Source organism: Bradyrhizobium sp. STM 3562 (assembly GCF_045571435.1).
Taxonomy (GTDB): domain Bacteria; phylum Pseudomonadota; class Alphaproteobacteria; order Rhizobiales; family Xanthobacteraceae; genus Bradyrhizobium.
In genome coordinates this window covers 5,409,349-5,424,600 of sequence record NZ_CP120694.1, presented here as the reverse complement: position 1 = coordinate 5,424,600, position 15,252 = coordinate 5,409,349, and the positions used below count along the sequence as shown (strand labels likewise).

The 15,252-nt window shown below is 63.3% G+C and carries 22 protein-coding genes; all 22 read left to right on the top strand.

Annotation, left to right across the window (positions count from 1 at the left end):
• The first annotated feature begins 33 nt into the window (after positions 1–33).
• The 22 genes from P6U23_RS25290 (at position 34) to rpsH (ending at position 15,236) form a co-directional block, all read left to right on the top strand.
• The gene (locus tag P6U23_RS25290; RefSeq protein ID WP_407175240.1) at positions 34–1,485 is read left to right on the top strand and encodes a multicopper oxidase family protein; all 1,452 of its coding nucleotides are present in this window, start codon (positions 34–36) and stop codon (positions 1,483–1,485) included.
• A gap of 37 nt (positions 1,486–1,522) precedes the next feature.
• Positions 1,523–2,749: a chromate efflux transporter gene (gene chrA, locus P6U23_RS25285; protein WP_407175239.1), complete on the top strand. Its 1,227-nt coding sequence runs from the start codon at positions 1,523–1,525 to the stop codon at positions 2,747–2,749.
• An 834-nt stretch (positions 2,750–3,583) separates the two neighbouring features.
• Positions 3,584–3,955, top strand: coding sequence for a 30S ribosomal protein S12 (rpsL, locus tag P6U23_RS25280; RefSeq protein ID WP_011473880.1), 372 nt, complete (start codon positions 3,584–3,586; stop codon positions 3,953–3,955).
• Between the two features lie 123 nt (positions 3,956–4,078).
• Complete coding sequence (rpsG, locus tag P6U23_RS25275; protein WP_024509049.1) at positions 4,079–4,549, top strand: 30S ribosomal protein S7; 471 nt, start codon at positions 4,079–4,081, stop codon at positions 4,547–4,549.
• 36 nt (positions 4,550–4,585) lie between these two features.
• Positions 4,586–6,658, top strand: a complete 2,073-nt coding sequence (gene fusA / locus P6U23_RS25270) for an elongation factor G (protein ID WP_407175238.1) — start codon at positions 4,586–4,588, stop codon at positions 6,656–6,658.
• A gap of 40 nt (positions 6,659–6,698) precedes the next feature.
• Positions 6,699–7,889: an elongation factor Tu gene (tuf, locus tag P6U23_RS25265; RefSeq protein WP_407175237.1), complete on the top strand. Its 1,191-nt coding sequence runs from the start codon at positions 6,699–6,701 to the stop codon at positions 7,887–7,889.
• Positions 7,890–7,972: 83 nt separating this feature from the next.
• A complete protein-coding gene (rpsJ, locus tag P6U23_RS25260) occupies positions 7,973–8,281 on the top strand; it encodes a 30S ribosomal protein S10 (protein ID WP_002712302.1) in 309 nt (102 codons plus the stop codon).
• A gap of 58 nt (positions 8,282–8,339) precedes the next feature.
• Complete coding sequence (gene rplC, locus P6U23_RS25255) at positions 8,340–9,062, top strand: 50S ribosomal protein L3 (RefSeq protein WP_407175236.1); 723 nt, start codon at positions 8,340–8,342, stop codon at positions 9,060–9,062.
• Between the two features lies 1 nt (position 9,063).
• Complete coding sequence (rplD, locus tag P6U23_RS25250) at positions 9,064–9,684, top strand: 50S ribosomal protein L4 (RefSeq protein ID WP_024509045.1); 621 nt, start codon at positions 9,064–9,066, stop codon at positions 9,682–9,684.
• Complete coding sequence (locus tag P6U23_RS25245; RefSeq protein ID WP_024509044.1) at positions 9,681–9,980, top strand: 50S ribosomal protein L23; 300 nt, start codon at positions 9,681–9,683, stop codon at positions 9,978–9,980. The genes rplD and P6U23_RS25245 overlap by 4 nt, the downstream gene beginning before the upstream one ends.
• A 12-nt stretch (positions 9,981–9,992) precedes the next feature.
• Complete coding sequence (gene rplB / locus P6U23_RS25240) at positions 9,993–10,826, top strand: 50S ribosomal protein L2 (RefSeq protein WP_407175235.1); 834 nt, start codon at positions 9,993–9,995, stop codon at positions 10,824–10,826.
• A gap of 12 nt (positions 10,827–10,838) precedes the next feature.
• Positions 10,839–11,117, top strand: coding sequence for a 30S ribosomal protein S19 (gene rpsS / locus P6U23_RS25235; protein WP_024509042.1), 279 nt, complete (start codon positions 10,839–10,841; stop codon positions 11,115–11,117).
• Positions 11,118–11,127: 10 nt separating this feature from the next.
• Positions 11,128–11,508, top strand: coding sequence for a 50S ribosomal protein L22 (rplV, locus tag P6U23_RS25230; RefSeq protein WP_024509041.1), 381 nt, complete (start codon positions 11,128–11,130; stop codon positions 11,506–11,508).
• Between the two features lie 21 nt (positions 11,509–11,529).
• Positions 11,530–12,231, top strand: coding sequence for a 30S ribosomal protein S3 (gene rpsC, locus P6U23_RS25225; RefSeq protein WP_407175234.1), 702 nt, complete (start codon positions 11,530–11,532; stop codon positions 12,229–12,231).
• Positions 12,232–12,260: 29 nt separating this feature from the next.
• On the top strand, positions 12,261–12,674 hold the full coding sequence (gene rplP, locus P6U23_RS25220; RefSeq protein WP_024509039.1) for a 50S ribosomal protein L16: 414 nt from the start codon (positions 12,261–12,263) through the stop codon (positions 12,672–12,674).
• 5 nt (positions 12,675–12,679) lie between these two features.
• On the top strand, positions 12,680–12,886 hold the full coding sequence (rpmC, locus tag P6U23_RS25215; protein WP_407175233.1) for a 50S ribosomal protein L29: 207 nt from the start codon (positions 12,680–12,682) through the stop codon (positions 12,884–12,886).
• 10 nt (positions 12,887–12,896) lie between these two features.
• Positions 12,897–13,145 carry a 30S ribosomal protein S17 gene (gene rpsQ / locus P6U23_RS25210; RefSeq protein WP_407175232.1) on the top strand — a complete coding sequence of 83 codons (249 nt, stop codon included), beginning with the start codon at positions 12,897–12,899 and terminating at the stop codon, positions 13,143–13,145.
• A 94-nt stretch (positions 13,146–13,239) separates the two neighbouring features.
• Positions 13,240–13,608, top strand: a complete 369-nt coding sequence (gene rplN, locus P6U23_RS25205) for a 50S ribosomal protein L14 (RefSeq protein ID WP_024509036.1) — start codon at positions 13,240–13,242, stop codon at positions 13,606–13,608.
• A complete protein-coding gene (rplX, locus tag P6U23_RS25200) occupies positions 13,608–13,922 on the top strand; it encodes a 50S ribosomal protein L24 (protein WP_024509035.1) in 315 nt (104 codons plus the stop codon). The genes rplN and rplX overlap by 1 nt, the downstream gene beginning before the upstream one ends.
• Positions 13,915–14,472, top strand: a complete 558-nt coding sequence (gene rplE, locus P6U23_RS25195; RefSeq protein ID WP_035722323.1) for a 50S ribosomal protein L5 — start codon at positions 13,915–13,917, stop codon at positions 14,470–14,472. Before rplX ends, rplE begins: the two co-directional genes overlap by 8 nt.
• Positions 14,473–14,518: 46 nt before the next feature.
• Complete coding sequence (rpsN, locus tag P6U23_RS25190) at positions 14,519–14,824, top strand: 30S ribosomal protein S14 (protein ID WP_012045038.1); 306 nt, start codon at positions 14,519–14,521, stop codon at positions 14,822–14,824.
• A 13-nt stretch (positions 14,825–14,837) separates the two neighbouring features.
• Entirely contained in the window at positions 14,838–15,236 is a 399-nt protein-coding gene (gene rpsH, locus P6U23_RS25185; protein WP_407175231.1) for a 30S ribosomal protein S8, read from the top strand.
• Positions 15,237–15,252 lie beyond the last annotated feature (16 nt).

Genomic DNA, 15,252 nt, shown 5'->3' with positions numbered 1-15,252 from the left:
GGGCGGCCGTGAGGAAACGACTTGGAGGAAACCATGTCGATTGACCGCCGCAACTTACTCAAAGGCGCCGCCCTGGTGCCGTTCGCAGGCGCGTGGCCGCGGCTCGCGAGGGCCGAGGAGCCGGATCATGAGAAGCCTGACTACACCTTGCGAATTGCCAATGGCCTGGTTGAGCTCGCGCCCGACCACATCGTCTCGACCACGCTCTACAATGGACAGTTTCCAGGACCGCGGCTGCGCTTCCACGAGGGGCAGCGCGTCGTCGTGGACGTTCACAACGATACCGATACGCCGGAGCTCGTTCACTGGCACGGGCAGATGCTTCCGAGCCAGGTGGACGGTGCGGCCGAGGAGGGCACGCCCTTCGTGCCAGCCCACGGCATGCGCAGGATCGCGTTCACCCCGAAGCCTTCAGGCTTTCGCTTCTATCACACCCATGTGGTGGCGGGCAGTGATCTCGATCGCGGCACCTATACGGGCCAGGCCGGCCCGGTTTACATCGAACCGCGCAACAATCCCGGTGCCTACGACCAGGAAATCTTCCTGGTCTTGAAGGAATTCGAGCCTTCCTTCAGCCACGGCGGTGACATGCCCATGGAGGCGCTGGTCGGCGAGCCGATCAAGGCGCTGCAGGACATGGGCAAGGCCGCCGACGCAGCGGCGAGAGAAAAGGCGAAGGGTTACGAACTCAGCTACGACCTGTTCTCGATCAACGGCAGGATGCTGGGTCATGGTGAGCCCATCCGCGTCAAGCAGGGCGAGCGGGTGCTCTTTCATGTGCTCAATGCCAGCGCGGGCGAGATACGCAGCCTCGCGCTGCCGGGGCACAGCTTCAACGTCGTCGCCCTCGATGGCAATCCGGTGCCAACCGAGGCCGAGGTGCCGCTGCTCTGGATCGGGACTGCCGAACGCGTTTCCGCTAGCGTCGAAATGAAGCATCCCGGCGTCTGGATCATGGGCGATCTCACCGACGACGATCGAAACCGCGGGATGGGCATCGTCGTCGAATATGCCGGTCACAAGGGCAAACCGCAGTGGAGCAAGCCGAAGCCGTTCCGCTGGGACTACAGCCGGTTCGGCAAGGCAAACACTTCGCCCCCAGCGCCCGAGGAGACGATGGAGTTTACGATCCTCAAGCACAATGCGGCGCTCGGCGGCTTCAACCAGTGGACGCTCAACGGTGAGGCGTTCTCGATGGACAGCCTGAAGCCCGCCTATACTATCCAAAAGGGGCGGCGCTATCGCCTGAAAATCCGGAACGCCAGCGACGACATTCACCCACTGCATCTGCACCGACACAGCTTCGAACTCGTTCGCGTCGGCGGAAAGCCGACGGCGGGCGTGATCAAGGATGTGGTGATGCTCGGCGGCTTTCAGGAGGCGGAATTCGACTTCGTCGCCGACAATCCCGGATCGACTTTATTTCACTGTCATCAGCAACTGCATATGGATTTCGGCTTCATGGCGCTCTTCAACTACGCCTGACAAGCTGGTGCGGCATGAGCGCGAAGAAGGGGGTTCAATGGCAGGCATTGCTCAATCACAGCAGTCGGAGGCCTCCGGAAGGGGGGCTGCCATCGAGGTGCTCTCGGCCTTTCTCAAGCTGGGCTTGAGCTGTTTCGGCGGACCGATCGCGCATGTCGGTTATTTTCGTGATGAGTTCGTCACGCGCCGGCGCTGGCTCGACGAGCAGGCCTATGCCGATCTGGTCGCGTTGTGCCAATTTCTGCCGGGGCCTGCGAGCAGCCAGGTCGGCTTCTCCATCGGTCTGATGCGCGCCGGCTATCTCGGCGGGCTGGCGGCATGGACCGGCTTCACGCTCCCGTCAGCGATCGTGCTGGTGCTGTTTGCCTATGGCGCGGCCTCGCTAGGCGGCCCGCTCGGCACGGGCTTGCTGCACGGCCTCAAGCTCGTCGCGGTTGCAATTGTCGCGCAGGCGGTCTGGGGCATGGCGCGTTCACTATGTCCCGATCGCGAGCGCGCCTCGATCGCGGCGCTTGCCGCCGTGATCATCCTCTTCAGCACCGCCTCCGTCGCACAGATCGCGGCGATCCTGCTCGGCGCTCTGGCAGGCCTCTGGCTCTGCCGCGGCGCACCCCCGCCGACCGGCGGGCATGTCAGCATGCCGGTCTCGCGCCGCGCCGGCGTGGCGGCGCTTGCCGCCTTTTTCATCCTTCTGGTCGGGGTCCTGGCCGTGCCGGGCCATTCGCAGGCCGGCGGGCTCGATCTGTTCGCGGCCTTCTATCGCTCCGGCGCGCTGGTGTTCGGCGGCGGCCACGTGGTGCTGCCGCTGCTCCGTGAAGCCTTCGTCACGCCAGGCTGGATCAGCGACGACGCCTTTCTCGCCGGCTATGGTGCGGCGCAGGCGGTGCCGGGACCGCTCTTTACCTTCGCCGCCTATCTCGGCGCCGTCGTCAGGCCGGAGCCGCACGGCCTCGCCGGCGCGGCACTCGGCCTGATCGGCATATTTCTTCCGGGAATCCTGATTCTCCTCGGCATGCTGCCGTTCTGGGACGCATTCCGGACGCGCCCGGACGCGCAGGCCGCGATGCGTGGGGTCAATGCCGCCGTGGTCGGCATTCTCGGGGCAGCCCTTTACAACCCGGTCTTCACCTCGAGCGTGAAGGCGCCGGGTGATTTCGCAATCGCCCTGGTCGGTTTCGTGCTGCTGATCGCGTGGCGGGCGCCGCCGCTCGTGGTTGTCATCGCAAGCGCCTGCGGGGGGATGGCGCTTGCACTGGCGTCTTAAGCCGGGGGCAATGGCCGTTGATCGCGCCGGCCGGTACATACCACCGTCGGGCCTTTGCAACTGCTGGTGAACGGTCGCCCGGATGCCTATGGGGCCGAATCAGGCACCCGCCGTCTCGATTCCGGCACCATCATCGCGGCGCTGGGGGTCCTCGGCTTGGCGGCCTTGATGCCCGGCAATATCTGGCAATATAATGTCCGGGTAAAATGCCGGTCGGCTCGGTGCCGAACACCGACTCGGCCGCCTGCTGGATATGCTAGATATAAAGGCATAGGCGGCGAGGGTGGCCTCGACCATCGGTTGCACATTTGCGAAGCAGCCAATTCCGTAGCTGAGAAAGGCGCTTCTTCCGTTCTCCTTTACTTGTGGTTTCGCCTTGACTTGCCTATTTCACGCTTATACAAGGCGCGCACTTAACGACAGGCGGTGAGCAACGCCAGCGTCGGCACGGAACACCCATCCCGCCCTGGTGGCATGGATGGGCACCAACCTCGACGAATGCCGCTCAAACGCTGTCGCAAATAGCTAGGCAATGCCAGGACGATTTTAGTTCTCTAGAGCACGTCCTCTTGAGATTGAATTCGGATGCATGACCTCGGTGGCGGATCGAACAGCGCTTGCTGTTAGGTCAATAAACCGCGGTCCTCTGTGGCGTCGAAGCGCTTTCCGCTCAGCGATGAGCGGCTGGCGCGATTTCGCTTTGCGCGATTGTTTTCGCAAGGAGCGGAGCCCGGCGGGGCGGGTAACCCTCGAAACCGCCGGGGCGGGTAACCCCGAACGAGAGATTTTTGCGAAGCCGATCGGTTTCGCGCGAACTGGAAGGTGAAGGCCAAGATGCCGACGATCAACCAACTGATCGCAAGCCCGCGCGTGGTGCAGAAGTCGCGCAAGAAGGTGCCGGCGCTGCAGCAGTCGCCGCAGAAGCGCGGCGTGTGCACGCGCGTCTATACGACGACCCCGAAGAAGCCGAACTCGGCGCTCCGCAAGGTTGCCAAGGTGCGCCTGACCAACGGTTTCGAGGTGATCGGCTACATCCCGGGCGAGGGGCATAACCTGCAGGAGCACTCGGTGGTGATGATCCGCGGCGGCCGCGTCAAGGACCTGCCGGGCGTGCGCTACCACATTCTCCGCGGCGTCCTCGATACCCAGGGCGTCAAGAACCGTAAGCAGCGCCGTTCGAAGTACGGCGCCAAGCGTCCGAAATAACTGACCGGAGCGTAGCGAAGGTCATCCTCGGGCGAACGAAATGAGACCCGGGGGCCTCGAGCAAGGAACCAAGTCGTGGATGGCCGGGGCAAATCCGGCCATGACGAGGAAAGAAACGAACAGATGTCGCGTCGCCATTCTGCCGAAAAGCGTGAAGTGCTTCCGGACCCGAAGTTCGGAAACATCATCATTACGAAGTTCATGAACTCGGTGATGTATGCCGGGAAGAAGTCGGTCGCCGAAAGCATCGTCTACGGCGCGCTCGGCATCATCGAGAACAAGACCAAGCAGAACCCGCTGACAGTTTTCGAGCAGGCGCTGGAAAACGTCATGCCCACGATCGAGGTGCGCTCCCGCCGGGTCGGCGGTGCCACCTACCAGGTTCCGGTCGAGGTTCGCTCGGTGCGCCGGCAGGCGTTGGGGATTCGCTGGCTGATCGCGGCTGCGCGCGATCGCAACGAGAAGACCATGACCGAGCGGCTCTCGGCGGAGCTGCTCGATGCGTCGAACAACCGGGGGAACGCCGTCAAGAAGCGTGAGGACGTGCACCGCATGGCGGAAGCCAACCGCGCCTTCTCGCATTATCGCTGGTGATCCGGCGAAACGAACGGAATTTGAAGGAATAGCTCCATGCCCCGTCAACATGCCATCGAGGACTACCGCAACTTCGGTATCATGGCGCATATCGACGCCGGTAAGACCACGACCACCGAGCGCATCCTCTATTACACCGGCAAGAGCCACAAGATCGGCGAAGTGCACGAAGGTGCCGCGACGATGGACTGGATGGAGCAGGAGCAGGAGCGTGGCATCACCATCACCTCCGCTGCGACCACCGCGTTCTGGAACGGCAAGCGGCTGAACATCATTGACACGCCCGGTCACGTCGACTTCACCATCGAGGTCGAGCGTTCGCTTCGCGTGCTCGACGGCGCCGTATGCGTGCTCGATTCCAACCAGGGCGTCGAGCCCCAGACCGAAACCGTCTGGCGCCAGGGCGACAAGTACAAGGTTCCGCGCATCGTCTTCGCCAACAAGATGGACAAGACCGGCGCCGACTTCTTCAAGTGTCTGTCCGACATCGTCGATCGCCTCGGTGCCAAGCCGGTTGCGATCCAGCTCCCGATCGGTGCCGAAAACAACTTCAAGGGTGTCGTCGACCTCGTGAGGATGAAGGGCATCGTCTGGAACGACGAGTCGCTCGGCGCGAAGTTCGACTATGTCGACATCCCCGCCGATCTCGCCGACCAGGCCAAGGAATATCGCGAGAAGCTGGTGGAGGCCGCCGTCGAGCTCGATGACGACGCCATGACCGCCTACCTCGAAGGCAAGGAGCCGGACGAGGCGACGCTGAAGCGGTTGATCCGCAAAGCGGTGCTCTCGGGCGCGTTCTATCCGGTGCTGTGCGGCTCGGCCTTCAAGAACAAGGGCGTGCAGCCGCTGCTCGACGCCGTGGTCGATTATCTGCCGTCCCCGCTCGACGTGCCCGCGATCAAAGGCACCGACGACAAGGGCAACGAGGTCGTGCGCAAGGCCGACGACAAGGAGCCGCTGTCGCTGCTCGCGTTCAAGATCATGGACGACCCGTTTGTCGGCACCATCACCTTCTGCCGCATCTATTCGGGCGTGCTGGCATCGGGCACCGGCGTCATCAACTCGACCCGCGAGAAGAAGGAGCGGATCGGGCGCATGCTGTTGATGCATGCGAACAACCGCGAGGACATCAAGGAAGCCTATGCCGGCGACATCGTGGCGCTGGCGGGCCTGAAGGAAGCGCGCACCGGCGATACGCTGTGCGATCCCAACCATCCCGTGATCCTGGAAAAGATGGAATTCCCGGAGCCGGTGATCGAGATCGCGATCGAGCCGAAGTCGAAGGCGGACCAGGAAAAGCTGGGCATCGCGCTCGCCAAGCTCGCCGCCGAGGATCCGTCATTCCGGGTATCGACCGATCACGAGTCCGGCCAGACCATTCTGAAGGGCATGGGCGAGCTCCATCTCGACATCAAGGTCGATATCCTGAAGCGTACCTACAAGGTCGACGCCAACATCGGCGCGCCGCAGGTGGCGTTCCGTGAGCGGGTGACCAGGCGGGTCGAGCACAGCTACACCCACAAGAAGCAGACCGGCGGTACCGGTCAATTCGCCGCGGTGACGCTCATCGTCGAGCCGAACGAGCCGGGCAAAGGCTACGAGTTCGAATCGAAGATCGTCGGCGGTGCGGTGCCGAAGGAATACATCCCGGGTGTCGAAAAGGGCCTCGAGAGCGTGCTGGGTTCGGGCGTTGTCGCGGGCTTCCCGGTGGTGGACGTGAAGGTCCAGCTCATCGACGGCAAGTTCCACGACGTCGACTCGTCGGCGCTGGCCTTCGAAATCGCAACGCGCGCTTGCTTCCGCGAGGCGCTGCAGATGGGCAAGTCCGTTCTGCTCGAGCCGATCATGAAGGTCGAGGTGGTGACGCCGGAAGACTACACCGGCTCCGTCATCGGCGACCTCAACTCGCGGCGCGGGCAGATCCAGGGTCAAGACATGCGCGGCAACGCCAACGTCATCAGTGCGATGGTGCCGCTCATGAACATGTTCGGTTACGTGAATAACCTGCGCTCGATGAGCCAGGGGCGCGCAACCTTCACGATGCAGTTCGACCACTACGCGGAAGCGCCGGCGAACGTATCGGCAGAAGTCCAGAAGAAGTTTGCCTGATTGTCGGTAGCCGCAAGCTAGCGATTGAACGGAGAGTCAAATGGCCAAAGCAAAGTTTGAACGTACCAAACCGCACTGCAACATCGGAACGATCGGTCACGTCGACCACGGCAAGACGTCGCTGACCGCGGCGATCACCAAGATCTTGGCGGAAACCGGCGGTGCAACGTTCACGGCGTACGACCAGATCGACAAGGCGCCGGAAGAGAAGGCGCGCGGCATCACCATCTCGACCGCCCACGTCGAGTACGAGACCCAGAAGCGCCACTATGCGCACGTCGACTGCCCCGGCCACGCCGACTATGTGAAGAACATGATCACCGGCGCGGCCCAGATGGACGGTGCGATCCTGGTCGTGTCGGCCGCTGATGGCCCGATGCCGCAGACCCGCGAGCACATCCTGCTCGCCCGCCAGGTCGGCGTGCCCGCGCTCGTCGTGTTCCTCAACAAGTGCGACATGGTCGACGATCCGGAGCTGCTCGAGCTGGTCGAGCTCGAGGTGCGCGAGCTGCTCTCGAAGTACGAATTCCCGGGCGACAAGATCCCGATCATCAAGGGCTCGGCGCTGGCCGCTCTTGAAGACTCCGACAAGAAGCTCGGTCACGACGCGATCCTCGAGCTGATGCGCAATGTCGACGAGTACATTCCGCAGCCCGAGCGTCCGATTGATCAGCCCTTCCTGATGCCGGTCGAAGACGTGTTCTCGATCTCCGGCCGCGGCACCGTGGTGACGGGCCGTGTCGAGCGCGGCGTGATCAAGGTCGGCGAGGAAATCGAGATCGTCGGTCTGCGTCCGACCCAGAAGACCACCGTCACGGGCGTCGAAATGTTCCGCAAGCTGCTGGATCAGGGTCAGGCGGGCGACAACATCGGTGCGCTGCTCCGCGGCACCAAGCGCGAGGAAGTCGAGCGCGGCCAGGTGCTGTGCAAGCCGGGTTCGGTCAAGCCGCACACCAAGTTCAAGGCCGAGGCTTACATTCTCACCAAGGAGGAGGGCGGTCGCCATACGCCGTTCTTCACCAACTATCGTCCGCAGTTCTACTTCCGCACCACCGACGTGACCGGCGTCGTGCACCTGCCGGAAGGCACCGAAATGGTGATGCCGGGCGACAACGTGAACATGGAAGTGCACCTGATCGTGCCGATTGCGATGGAAGAGAAGCTGCGCTTCGCCATCCGTGAAGGCGGCCGCACCGTCGGTGCCGGCGTCGTTGCCTCGATCATCGAGTAAGCAAACCAACGAATAGGGTAGCGAGCAGCCGACGAAAATCGGCCGCTCGCTATCCACCACCGACTTAAAGAAAGCAAACGGCAATGAACGGCCAGAATATTCGCATACGGCTCAAGGCGTTCGACCATCGGATCCTCGATACGTCGACCCGTGAGATCGTGAACACGGCGAAACGGACCGGCGCGCAGGTTCGCGGACCCATTCCGCTGCCGACCCGCATCGAGAAGTTCACCGTCAACCGTTCGCCGCACGTCGACAAGAAGAGCCGCGAGCAATTCGAGATGCGCACTCACAAGCGCCTTCTCGACATTGTCGATCCGACACCGCAAACCGTCGATGCTCTCATGAAGCTCGATCTGGCCGCCGGCGTCGACGTCGAGATCAAGCTCTAAGGATTTCAATTCCGTCCGCTTTTGATGAAGCGGACAGTTAAGGACAGGAAGCACACCGATGCGCTCCGGAGTGATCGCACAAAAGGTCGGGATGACGCGGGTCTTCACAGAGACCGGCGAGCATATCCCCGTGACCGTGCTGAAGCTGGGCAATTGCCAGGTGCTGGGCCACCGCACCAAGGACAAGAACGGCTATGTCGCGCTGCAGCTCGGCGCCGGCGCCCGCAAGACGGTCTACATGCCCAAGGCCGAGCGCGGCCAGTTCGCGGTCGCCAAGGTCGAGCCGAAGCGCAAGGTCGCGGAATTCCGCGTGTCCGAGGACGCGCTGATCCCGGTCGGCGCGGAGATCCAGGCCGATCACTTCGTGGTCGGCCAGTTCGTCGACGTGACCGGCACCTCGATCGGTAAGGGTTTTGCGGGCGGCATGAAGCGCTGGAATTTCGGCGGTCTGCGCGCGACCCACGGTGTCTCGATCTCGCACCGTTCGATCGGTTCGACCGGCGGCCGTCAGGACCCCGGCAAGACCTGGAAGAACAAGAAGATGCCCGGTCACATGGGTGTCGATCGCATCACCACACTCAACCTGCGTGTGGTGCAGACCGACGTCGAGCGCGGCCTGATCCTGGTCGAAGGCGCCGTTCCCGGCTCCAAGGGCGGCTGGATCAGGGTGCGCGACGCCATCAAGAAGCCGCTGCCGAAGGATGCGCCGAAGCCCGGCAAGTTCAAGGTTGCGGGTTCAGGCGAACAGGCGGCCGAAGCGCCGGCCGTGCAGGGGGCGTGAGATGGAACTGAAAGTCACGACTCTCGAAGGCAAGGAAGCGGGTTCGGTCACGCTCTCGGACGAGATTTTCGGTCTCGAGCCGCGCGCCGACATCATCGCTCGCTGCGTGCAGTGGCAGCTCAACAAGCGCCAGGCCGGCACGCACAAGGTCAAGGGCCGCGCCGAAATCTGGCGCACCGGCAAGAAGATGTACAAGCAGAAGGGCACCGGCGGCGCCCGTCACGGCTCGGCCCGCGTGCCGCAGTTCCGCGGCGGCGGTCGTGCCTTCGGTCCGGTGGTGCGTTCGCACGCCACCGACCTGCCGAAGAAGGTCCGTGCGCTCGCGCTCAAGCACGCGCTCTCGGCCAAGGCCAAGGACGGCGACCTGGTCGTGCTGCAGGAGGCGAAGCTCGAGGCCGCCAAGACCAAGGCGCTGGTCGGACATTTCTCCGGCCTGGGGCTGACCAATGCGCTGATCATCGACGGCGCCGAGCTGCATAACGGCTTTGCCGCCGCTGCTCGCAACATCCCGAACATGGACGTGCTGCCGATCCAGGGCATCAACGTCTACGACATTCTGCGCCGTCAGAAGCTGGTGCTGACCAAGGCGGCGATCGATGCGCTGGAGGCGCGCTTCAAATGAAGAATATCGAGCCGCGCCATTACGACGTGATCATCGCACCGGTCGTGACCGAAAAGGCCACGATGGCGTCCGAGCACAACAAGGTCCTGTTCAAGGTCGCTGCGAAGGCGACCAAGCCGCAGATCAAGGAAGCGATCGAAAAGCTCTTCGACGTCAAGGTGAAGAGCGTGAACACGCTGGTGCGCAAGGGCAAGACCAAGGTGTTCCGCGGCAATTTCGGTTCGCAGTCGGACTCAAAGCGCGCGATCGTGACCCTCGAAGAGGGCCACCGCATCGACGTGACCACCGGACTCTAAGGCGATACGGTCATGGCACTTAAAAACTATAATCCCACGACCCCGGGCCAGCGTCAGCTCGTCACGGTCGATCGCTCGGCCCTCTACAAGGGCAAGCCGGTCAAGACCCTGACCGAAGGCAAGCTGTCGACCGGCGGACGCAACAACAACGGCCGCATCACCGTGCGCTTCCGCGGCGGCGGCCACAAGAAGGCCTATCGCCTGGTCGATTTCAAGCGCAACAAGGTCGATGTTCCCGCGACCGTGGAGCGGCTGGAATATGATCCGAACCGCACCGGCTTCATCGCGCTGATCAAGTACCAGGACGGCGAGCAGGCCTATATCCTGGCGCCGCAGCGCATGGCCGTGGGCGACACGATCATCGCCGGCAGCTATGTCGACGTGAAGCCGGGCAATGTCATGCCGCTCGGCAACATGCCGGTCGGTACCATCGTGCACAACATCGAGACCAAGATCGGCAAGGGCGGTCAGCTCGCGCGTTCTGCCGGCACCTATGCCCAGATCGTCGGCCGCGACCAGGACCACGTCATTCTCCGCCTGAACTCCGGCGAGCAGCGCCTGGTGCACGGCCGCTGCCGCGGCACCATCGGCGCGGTGTCCAACCCCGATCACATGAACATCTCGATCGGCAAGGCGGGACGCAAGCGCTGGCTCGGCCGTCGGCCGCATAACCGCGGCGTCGCCATGAACCCGATCGATCACCCGCACGGCGGCGGCGAAGGCCGCACCTCGGGCGGCCGTCATCCGGTCACCCCATGGGGCAAGCCCACCAAGGGCAAGAAGACCCGCTCCAACAAGTCGACCGACAAATTCATTCTCCTAAGCCGCCACAAGCGGAAGAAGTAAGGAACGCCGGACATGGTTCGTTCAGTCTGGAAAGGCCCGTTCGTCGAAGCGTCGCTGCTGAAGAAGGCAGATGCGGCGCGCGCCTCCGGCCGTCATGACGTGATCAAGATCTGGAGCCGCCGCTCGACCATCCTGCCGCAGTTCGTCGGGCTGACCTTCGGCGTCTACAACGGCCAGAAGCACGTGCCGGTCTCGGTCAACGAGGAAATGGTCGGTCACAAGTTCGGCGAGTTCTCGCCGACCCGGACCTTCCACGGCCATTCGGGCGACAAGAAAGCCAAGAAGGCTTGAGGATTAAGCCATGAGCAAACCAAAGCGCCAACGCGCCCTCGCGGACAATGAGGCCAAGGCGGTCGCCCGGATGCTGCGGGTGAGCCCGCAGAAGCTCAACCTGGTCGCGCAGATGATCCGCGGCCGCAAGGCCTCGGCCGCGCTCGCCGACCTGCAGTTCTCGCGCAAGCGGATCGCGGTCGACGTGAAGAAGTGCCTGGAGTCGGCGATCGCCAATGCCGAGAACAACCACGACCTCGACGTCGATGATCTCGTGGTTTCGCAGGCGTTCGTCGGCAACGGCATCGTGATGAAACGTTTCGCTCCGCGCGGCCGCGGCCGTTCGGGTCGCATTTTCAAACCGTTTTCGCAGCTCACGATCGTGGTTCGTCAGGTCGAGGCGAGCGCGTAAGGCGGGGCGTAGGAGAATAAGATGGGTCAGAAGATCAATCCGATCGGCTTGCGTCTCGGCATCAACCGGACCTGGGATTCGCGCTGGTTCGCCGGCAAGGCCGAGTACGGCAAGCTGCTGCACGAGGACGTCAAGATCCGCGAGATCCTGCACAAGGAATTGAAGCAGGCTGCGGTCGCGCGCATCGTCATCGAGCGCCCGCACAAGAAGTGCCGCGTCACCATCCACTCGGCGCGGCCGGGCGTTGTGATCGGCAAGAAGGGCGCCGACATCGACAAGCTGCGCAAGAAGGTCGCCGACATCACCTCGTCGGACGTCGTCATCAACATCGTCGAGATCCGCAAGCCGGAGCTCGATGCGACACTCGTCGCCGAATCGATCGCACAGCAGCTCGAGCGTCGCGTCGCGTTCCGCCGCGCGATGAAGCGCGCGGTGCAGTCGGCGATGCGGCTGGGCGCCGAAGGCATCCGTATTAACTGCTCGGGCCGCTTGGGCGGTGCCGAAATCGCGCGTATGGAGTGGTATCGCGAGGGCCGGGTGCCGCTGCATACCCTGCGCGCGGACATCGACTACGGCGTCGCCACCGCGTTCACGACCTTCGGCACCTGCGGCGTGAAGGTCTGGATCTTCAAGGGCGAGATCCTCGAGCACGATCCGATGGCGCAGGACAAGCGGATGGCCGAGGGCGAGAGCAGCCCGCGGCAGCGCCGCGACGCCGCCTAAGGCAAAGAAGAGTTTGAGGGCTTAAAGCCATGATGCAACCAAAGAAAACGAAGTTCCGGAAGGCGCATAAGGGCCGCATCCACGGCGTCGCGTCTTCGGGCGCGACGTTGTCGTTCGGCCAGTTCGGCCTGAAGGCCCTGGAGCCGGAGCGCGTCACAGCGCGCCAGATCGAGGCCGCCCGCCGCGCGCTCACCCGTCACATGAAGCGCGCCGGCCGCGTCTGGATCCGCGTGTTCCCGGACGTGCCGGTGTCGAAGAAGCCGGCCGAAGTCCGCATGGGCTCCGGGAAGGGCTCGCCGGAATTGTGGGTGGTGCGGGTGAAGCCCGGCCGCGTGCTGTTCGAGATCGACGGCGTCAACAACCAGACCGCGCGCGAGGCCTTGGGGCTCGCCGCCGCCAAGCTGCCGATCAAGACGCGCTTCGTCGAGCGCATTGCGGAGTAATGCTCATGGCCCAGATGAAAGTTTCCGACATCCGCGCGATGAGCCCCGACCAGATGGAGGATGCCGTCCTCAATCTGAAGAAGGAGCGTTTCAACCTGCGCTTCCAGCGCGCCACCGGGCAGCTCGAGAACACCTCGCGGCTGAAGGAGACGCGTCGCGACATCGCCCGCATCAAGACCATCGCCGCCGAACAGCGCGCGAAGAAGAAGTAAGGGACAACCTATGCCGAAACGTACGCTGCAGGGCGTGGTCGTCAGCGACAAGCAAGCCAAGACGGTGGTGGTGCGCGTCGATCGCCGCTTCACCCACCCGATCTACAAGAAGACGATCCGCCGCTCCAAGAACTACCACGCGCACGACGAGAACAACGAGTTCAAGCCGGGCGACACGGTGTGGATCGAGGAGAGCAGGCCGATCTCGAAGTTGAAGCGCTGGACCGTGATCCGGGGCGAACACAAGAAAACCGCCTGAGGCGGGCTCCGGCCTTGAGTGGCCGGGCCGGCTTTTTTGAAAGTTCAAAGCGCAAGCTGCTTGCGCGACAGATTGAAGAGGACGAGGTGCATCAATGATTCAGATGCAGACCAACCTCGACGTGGCCGACAATTCCGGCGCACGCCGTGTCATGTGTATCAAGGTGCTCGGGGGCTCCAAGCGCCGCTATGCGACCGTGGGCGACGTCATTGTCGTGTCCATCAAGGAAGCCATTCCGCGCGGCAAGGTGAAGAAGGGCGACGTGATGAAGGCCGTCGTGGTGCGGGTCCGCAAGGACATCCGCCGGCCCGACGGCTCGGTGATCCGTTTCGACCGCAACGCCGCGGTGCTGATCAACAACCAGCAGGAGCCGGTCGGCACCCGTATTTTCGGGCCGGTACCGCGCGAGCTGCGCGCCAAGAACCACATGAAGATCATTTCGCTGGCGCCGGAGGTGCTGTGATGGCTGCCAAGATTCGCAAAGGTGACAAGGTCATCGTGCTGACCGGCCGCGACAAGGGTCGCACCGGCGAGGTGTTCGAGGTGCGCCCCGCGGAAGGCACCGCGCTGGTCCGCGGCGTGAACGTGGTGAAGCGCCACCAGAAGCAGACCCAGTCCCAGGAGGGCGGCATCATCTCCAAGGAGGCGCCGATCCACCTGTCCAACATCGCGTATCTCGGCAAGGACGGTAAGCCGACGCGCATCGGATTCAAGATTCACGCGGACGGCAAGAAAGTCCGCATCGCCAAGAGCTCGGGAGCTGAGATCGATGGCTGAGACCGCTTACGTGCCGCGCCTGCGCGCGGAGTATGATCGCAAGATCAAATCCATGCTGACCGAGAAGTTCGGCTACAGCAACGTCATGCAGGTGCCGCGGCTGGACAAGGTCGTGCTCAACATGGGCGTCGGCGAGGCCGTGAACGACCGCAAGAAGGCGGAGACCGCGGCGGCCGACCTGTCGCTGATCGCGGGCCAGAAGGCCGTGGTGACCTATTCCAAGGGCGCGATCGCGACGTTCAAGCTGCGCGAGAACCAGCCGATCGGCTGCAAGGTCACGCTGCGCAAGGCACGGATGTACGAGTTCATCGACCGGCTCGTGAACGTCGCGTTGCCGCGCGTGCGCGACTTCCGCGGGCTGAACCCGAAGAGCTTCGATGGCCGCGGCAACTATTCGCTCGGCATCAAGGAGCACATCATTTTCCCGGAGATCGATTTCGACAAGGCCGGGGAGTCCTGGGGCATGGACATCACCGTGTGCACCACCGCGCGCACCGACGACGAGGCACGTGCCCTGTTGACCGCTTTCAATTTCCCGTTCCGGCAGTGAGACGCTGACGAGAAGCGTCTCAAACGCGGATACCTAGGAGCCAAGCATGGCAAAGAAGAGTTCAGTCGAGAAGAACAACCGGCGCAAACGGATGGCCAAGAATGCCGCGCCCAAGCGGGCGAGGCTGAAGGCGATCATCGCCGACAAGACCAAGCCGATGGAAGAGCGTTTCGCCGCGACCCTGAAGCTCGCGGAAATGCCGCGCAATTCGTCGGCCACGCGGATCCGCAACCGCTGCGAGCTGACGGGGCGTCCGCGCTCCAACTATCGCAAGAACAAGCTCTCCCGCATCGCGCTGCGCGAACTCGGCTCCAAGGGCCTGGTTCCCGGGCTCGTGAAGTCGAGCTGGTAAGGAGGGTCGCACGATGTCAACGCACGATCCGATCAGCGATTTGATCACCCGCATCCGCAACGCGCAGATGCGCTCGAAATCCAAGGTGACGTCTCCGGGCTCGAAGATGCGCCAGAACGTGCTCGATGTGCTGAAGTCGGAAGGCTACATCCGCGGTTACGCCACGGTCGAGCACCCGTCGGGACGCAACGAGCTCGAGATCGAGCTGAAGTATTTCGATGGCGAGCCGGTGATCCGCGAGATCGAGCGGGTCTCCAAGCCGGGCCGGCGGGTCTACACCTCGGTGAAGAACCTGCCGCGGGTCAACAACGGGCTCGGCATTTCGGTGTTGTCGACGCCGAAGGGAATCATGGCTGACCACGAAGCGCGCGAGGCGAATGTGGGCGGCGAAGTTCTCTTCACGGTGTTCTGAGGAAGGATTTTTACGC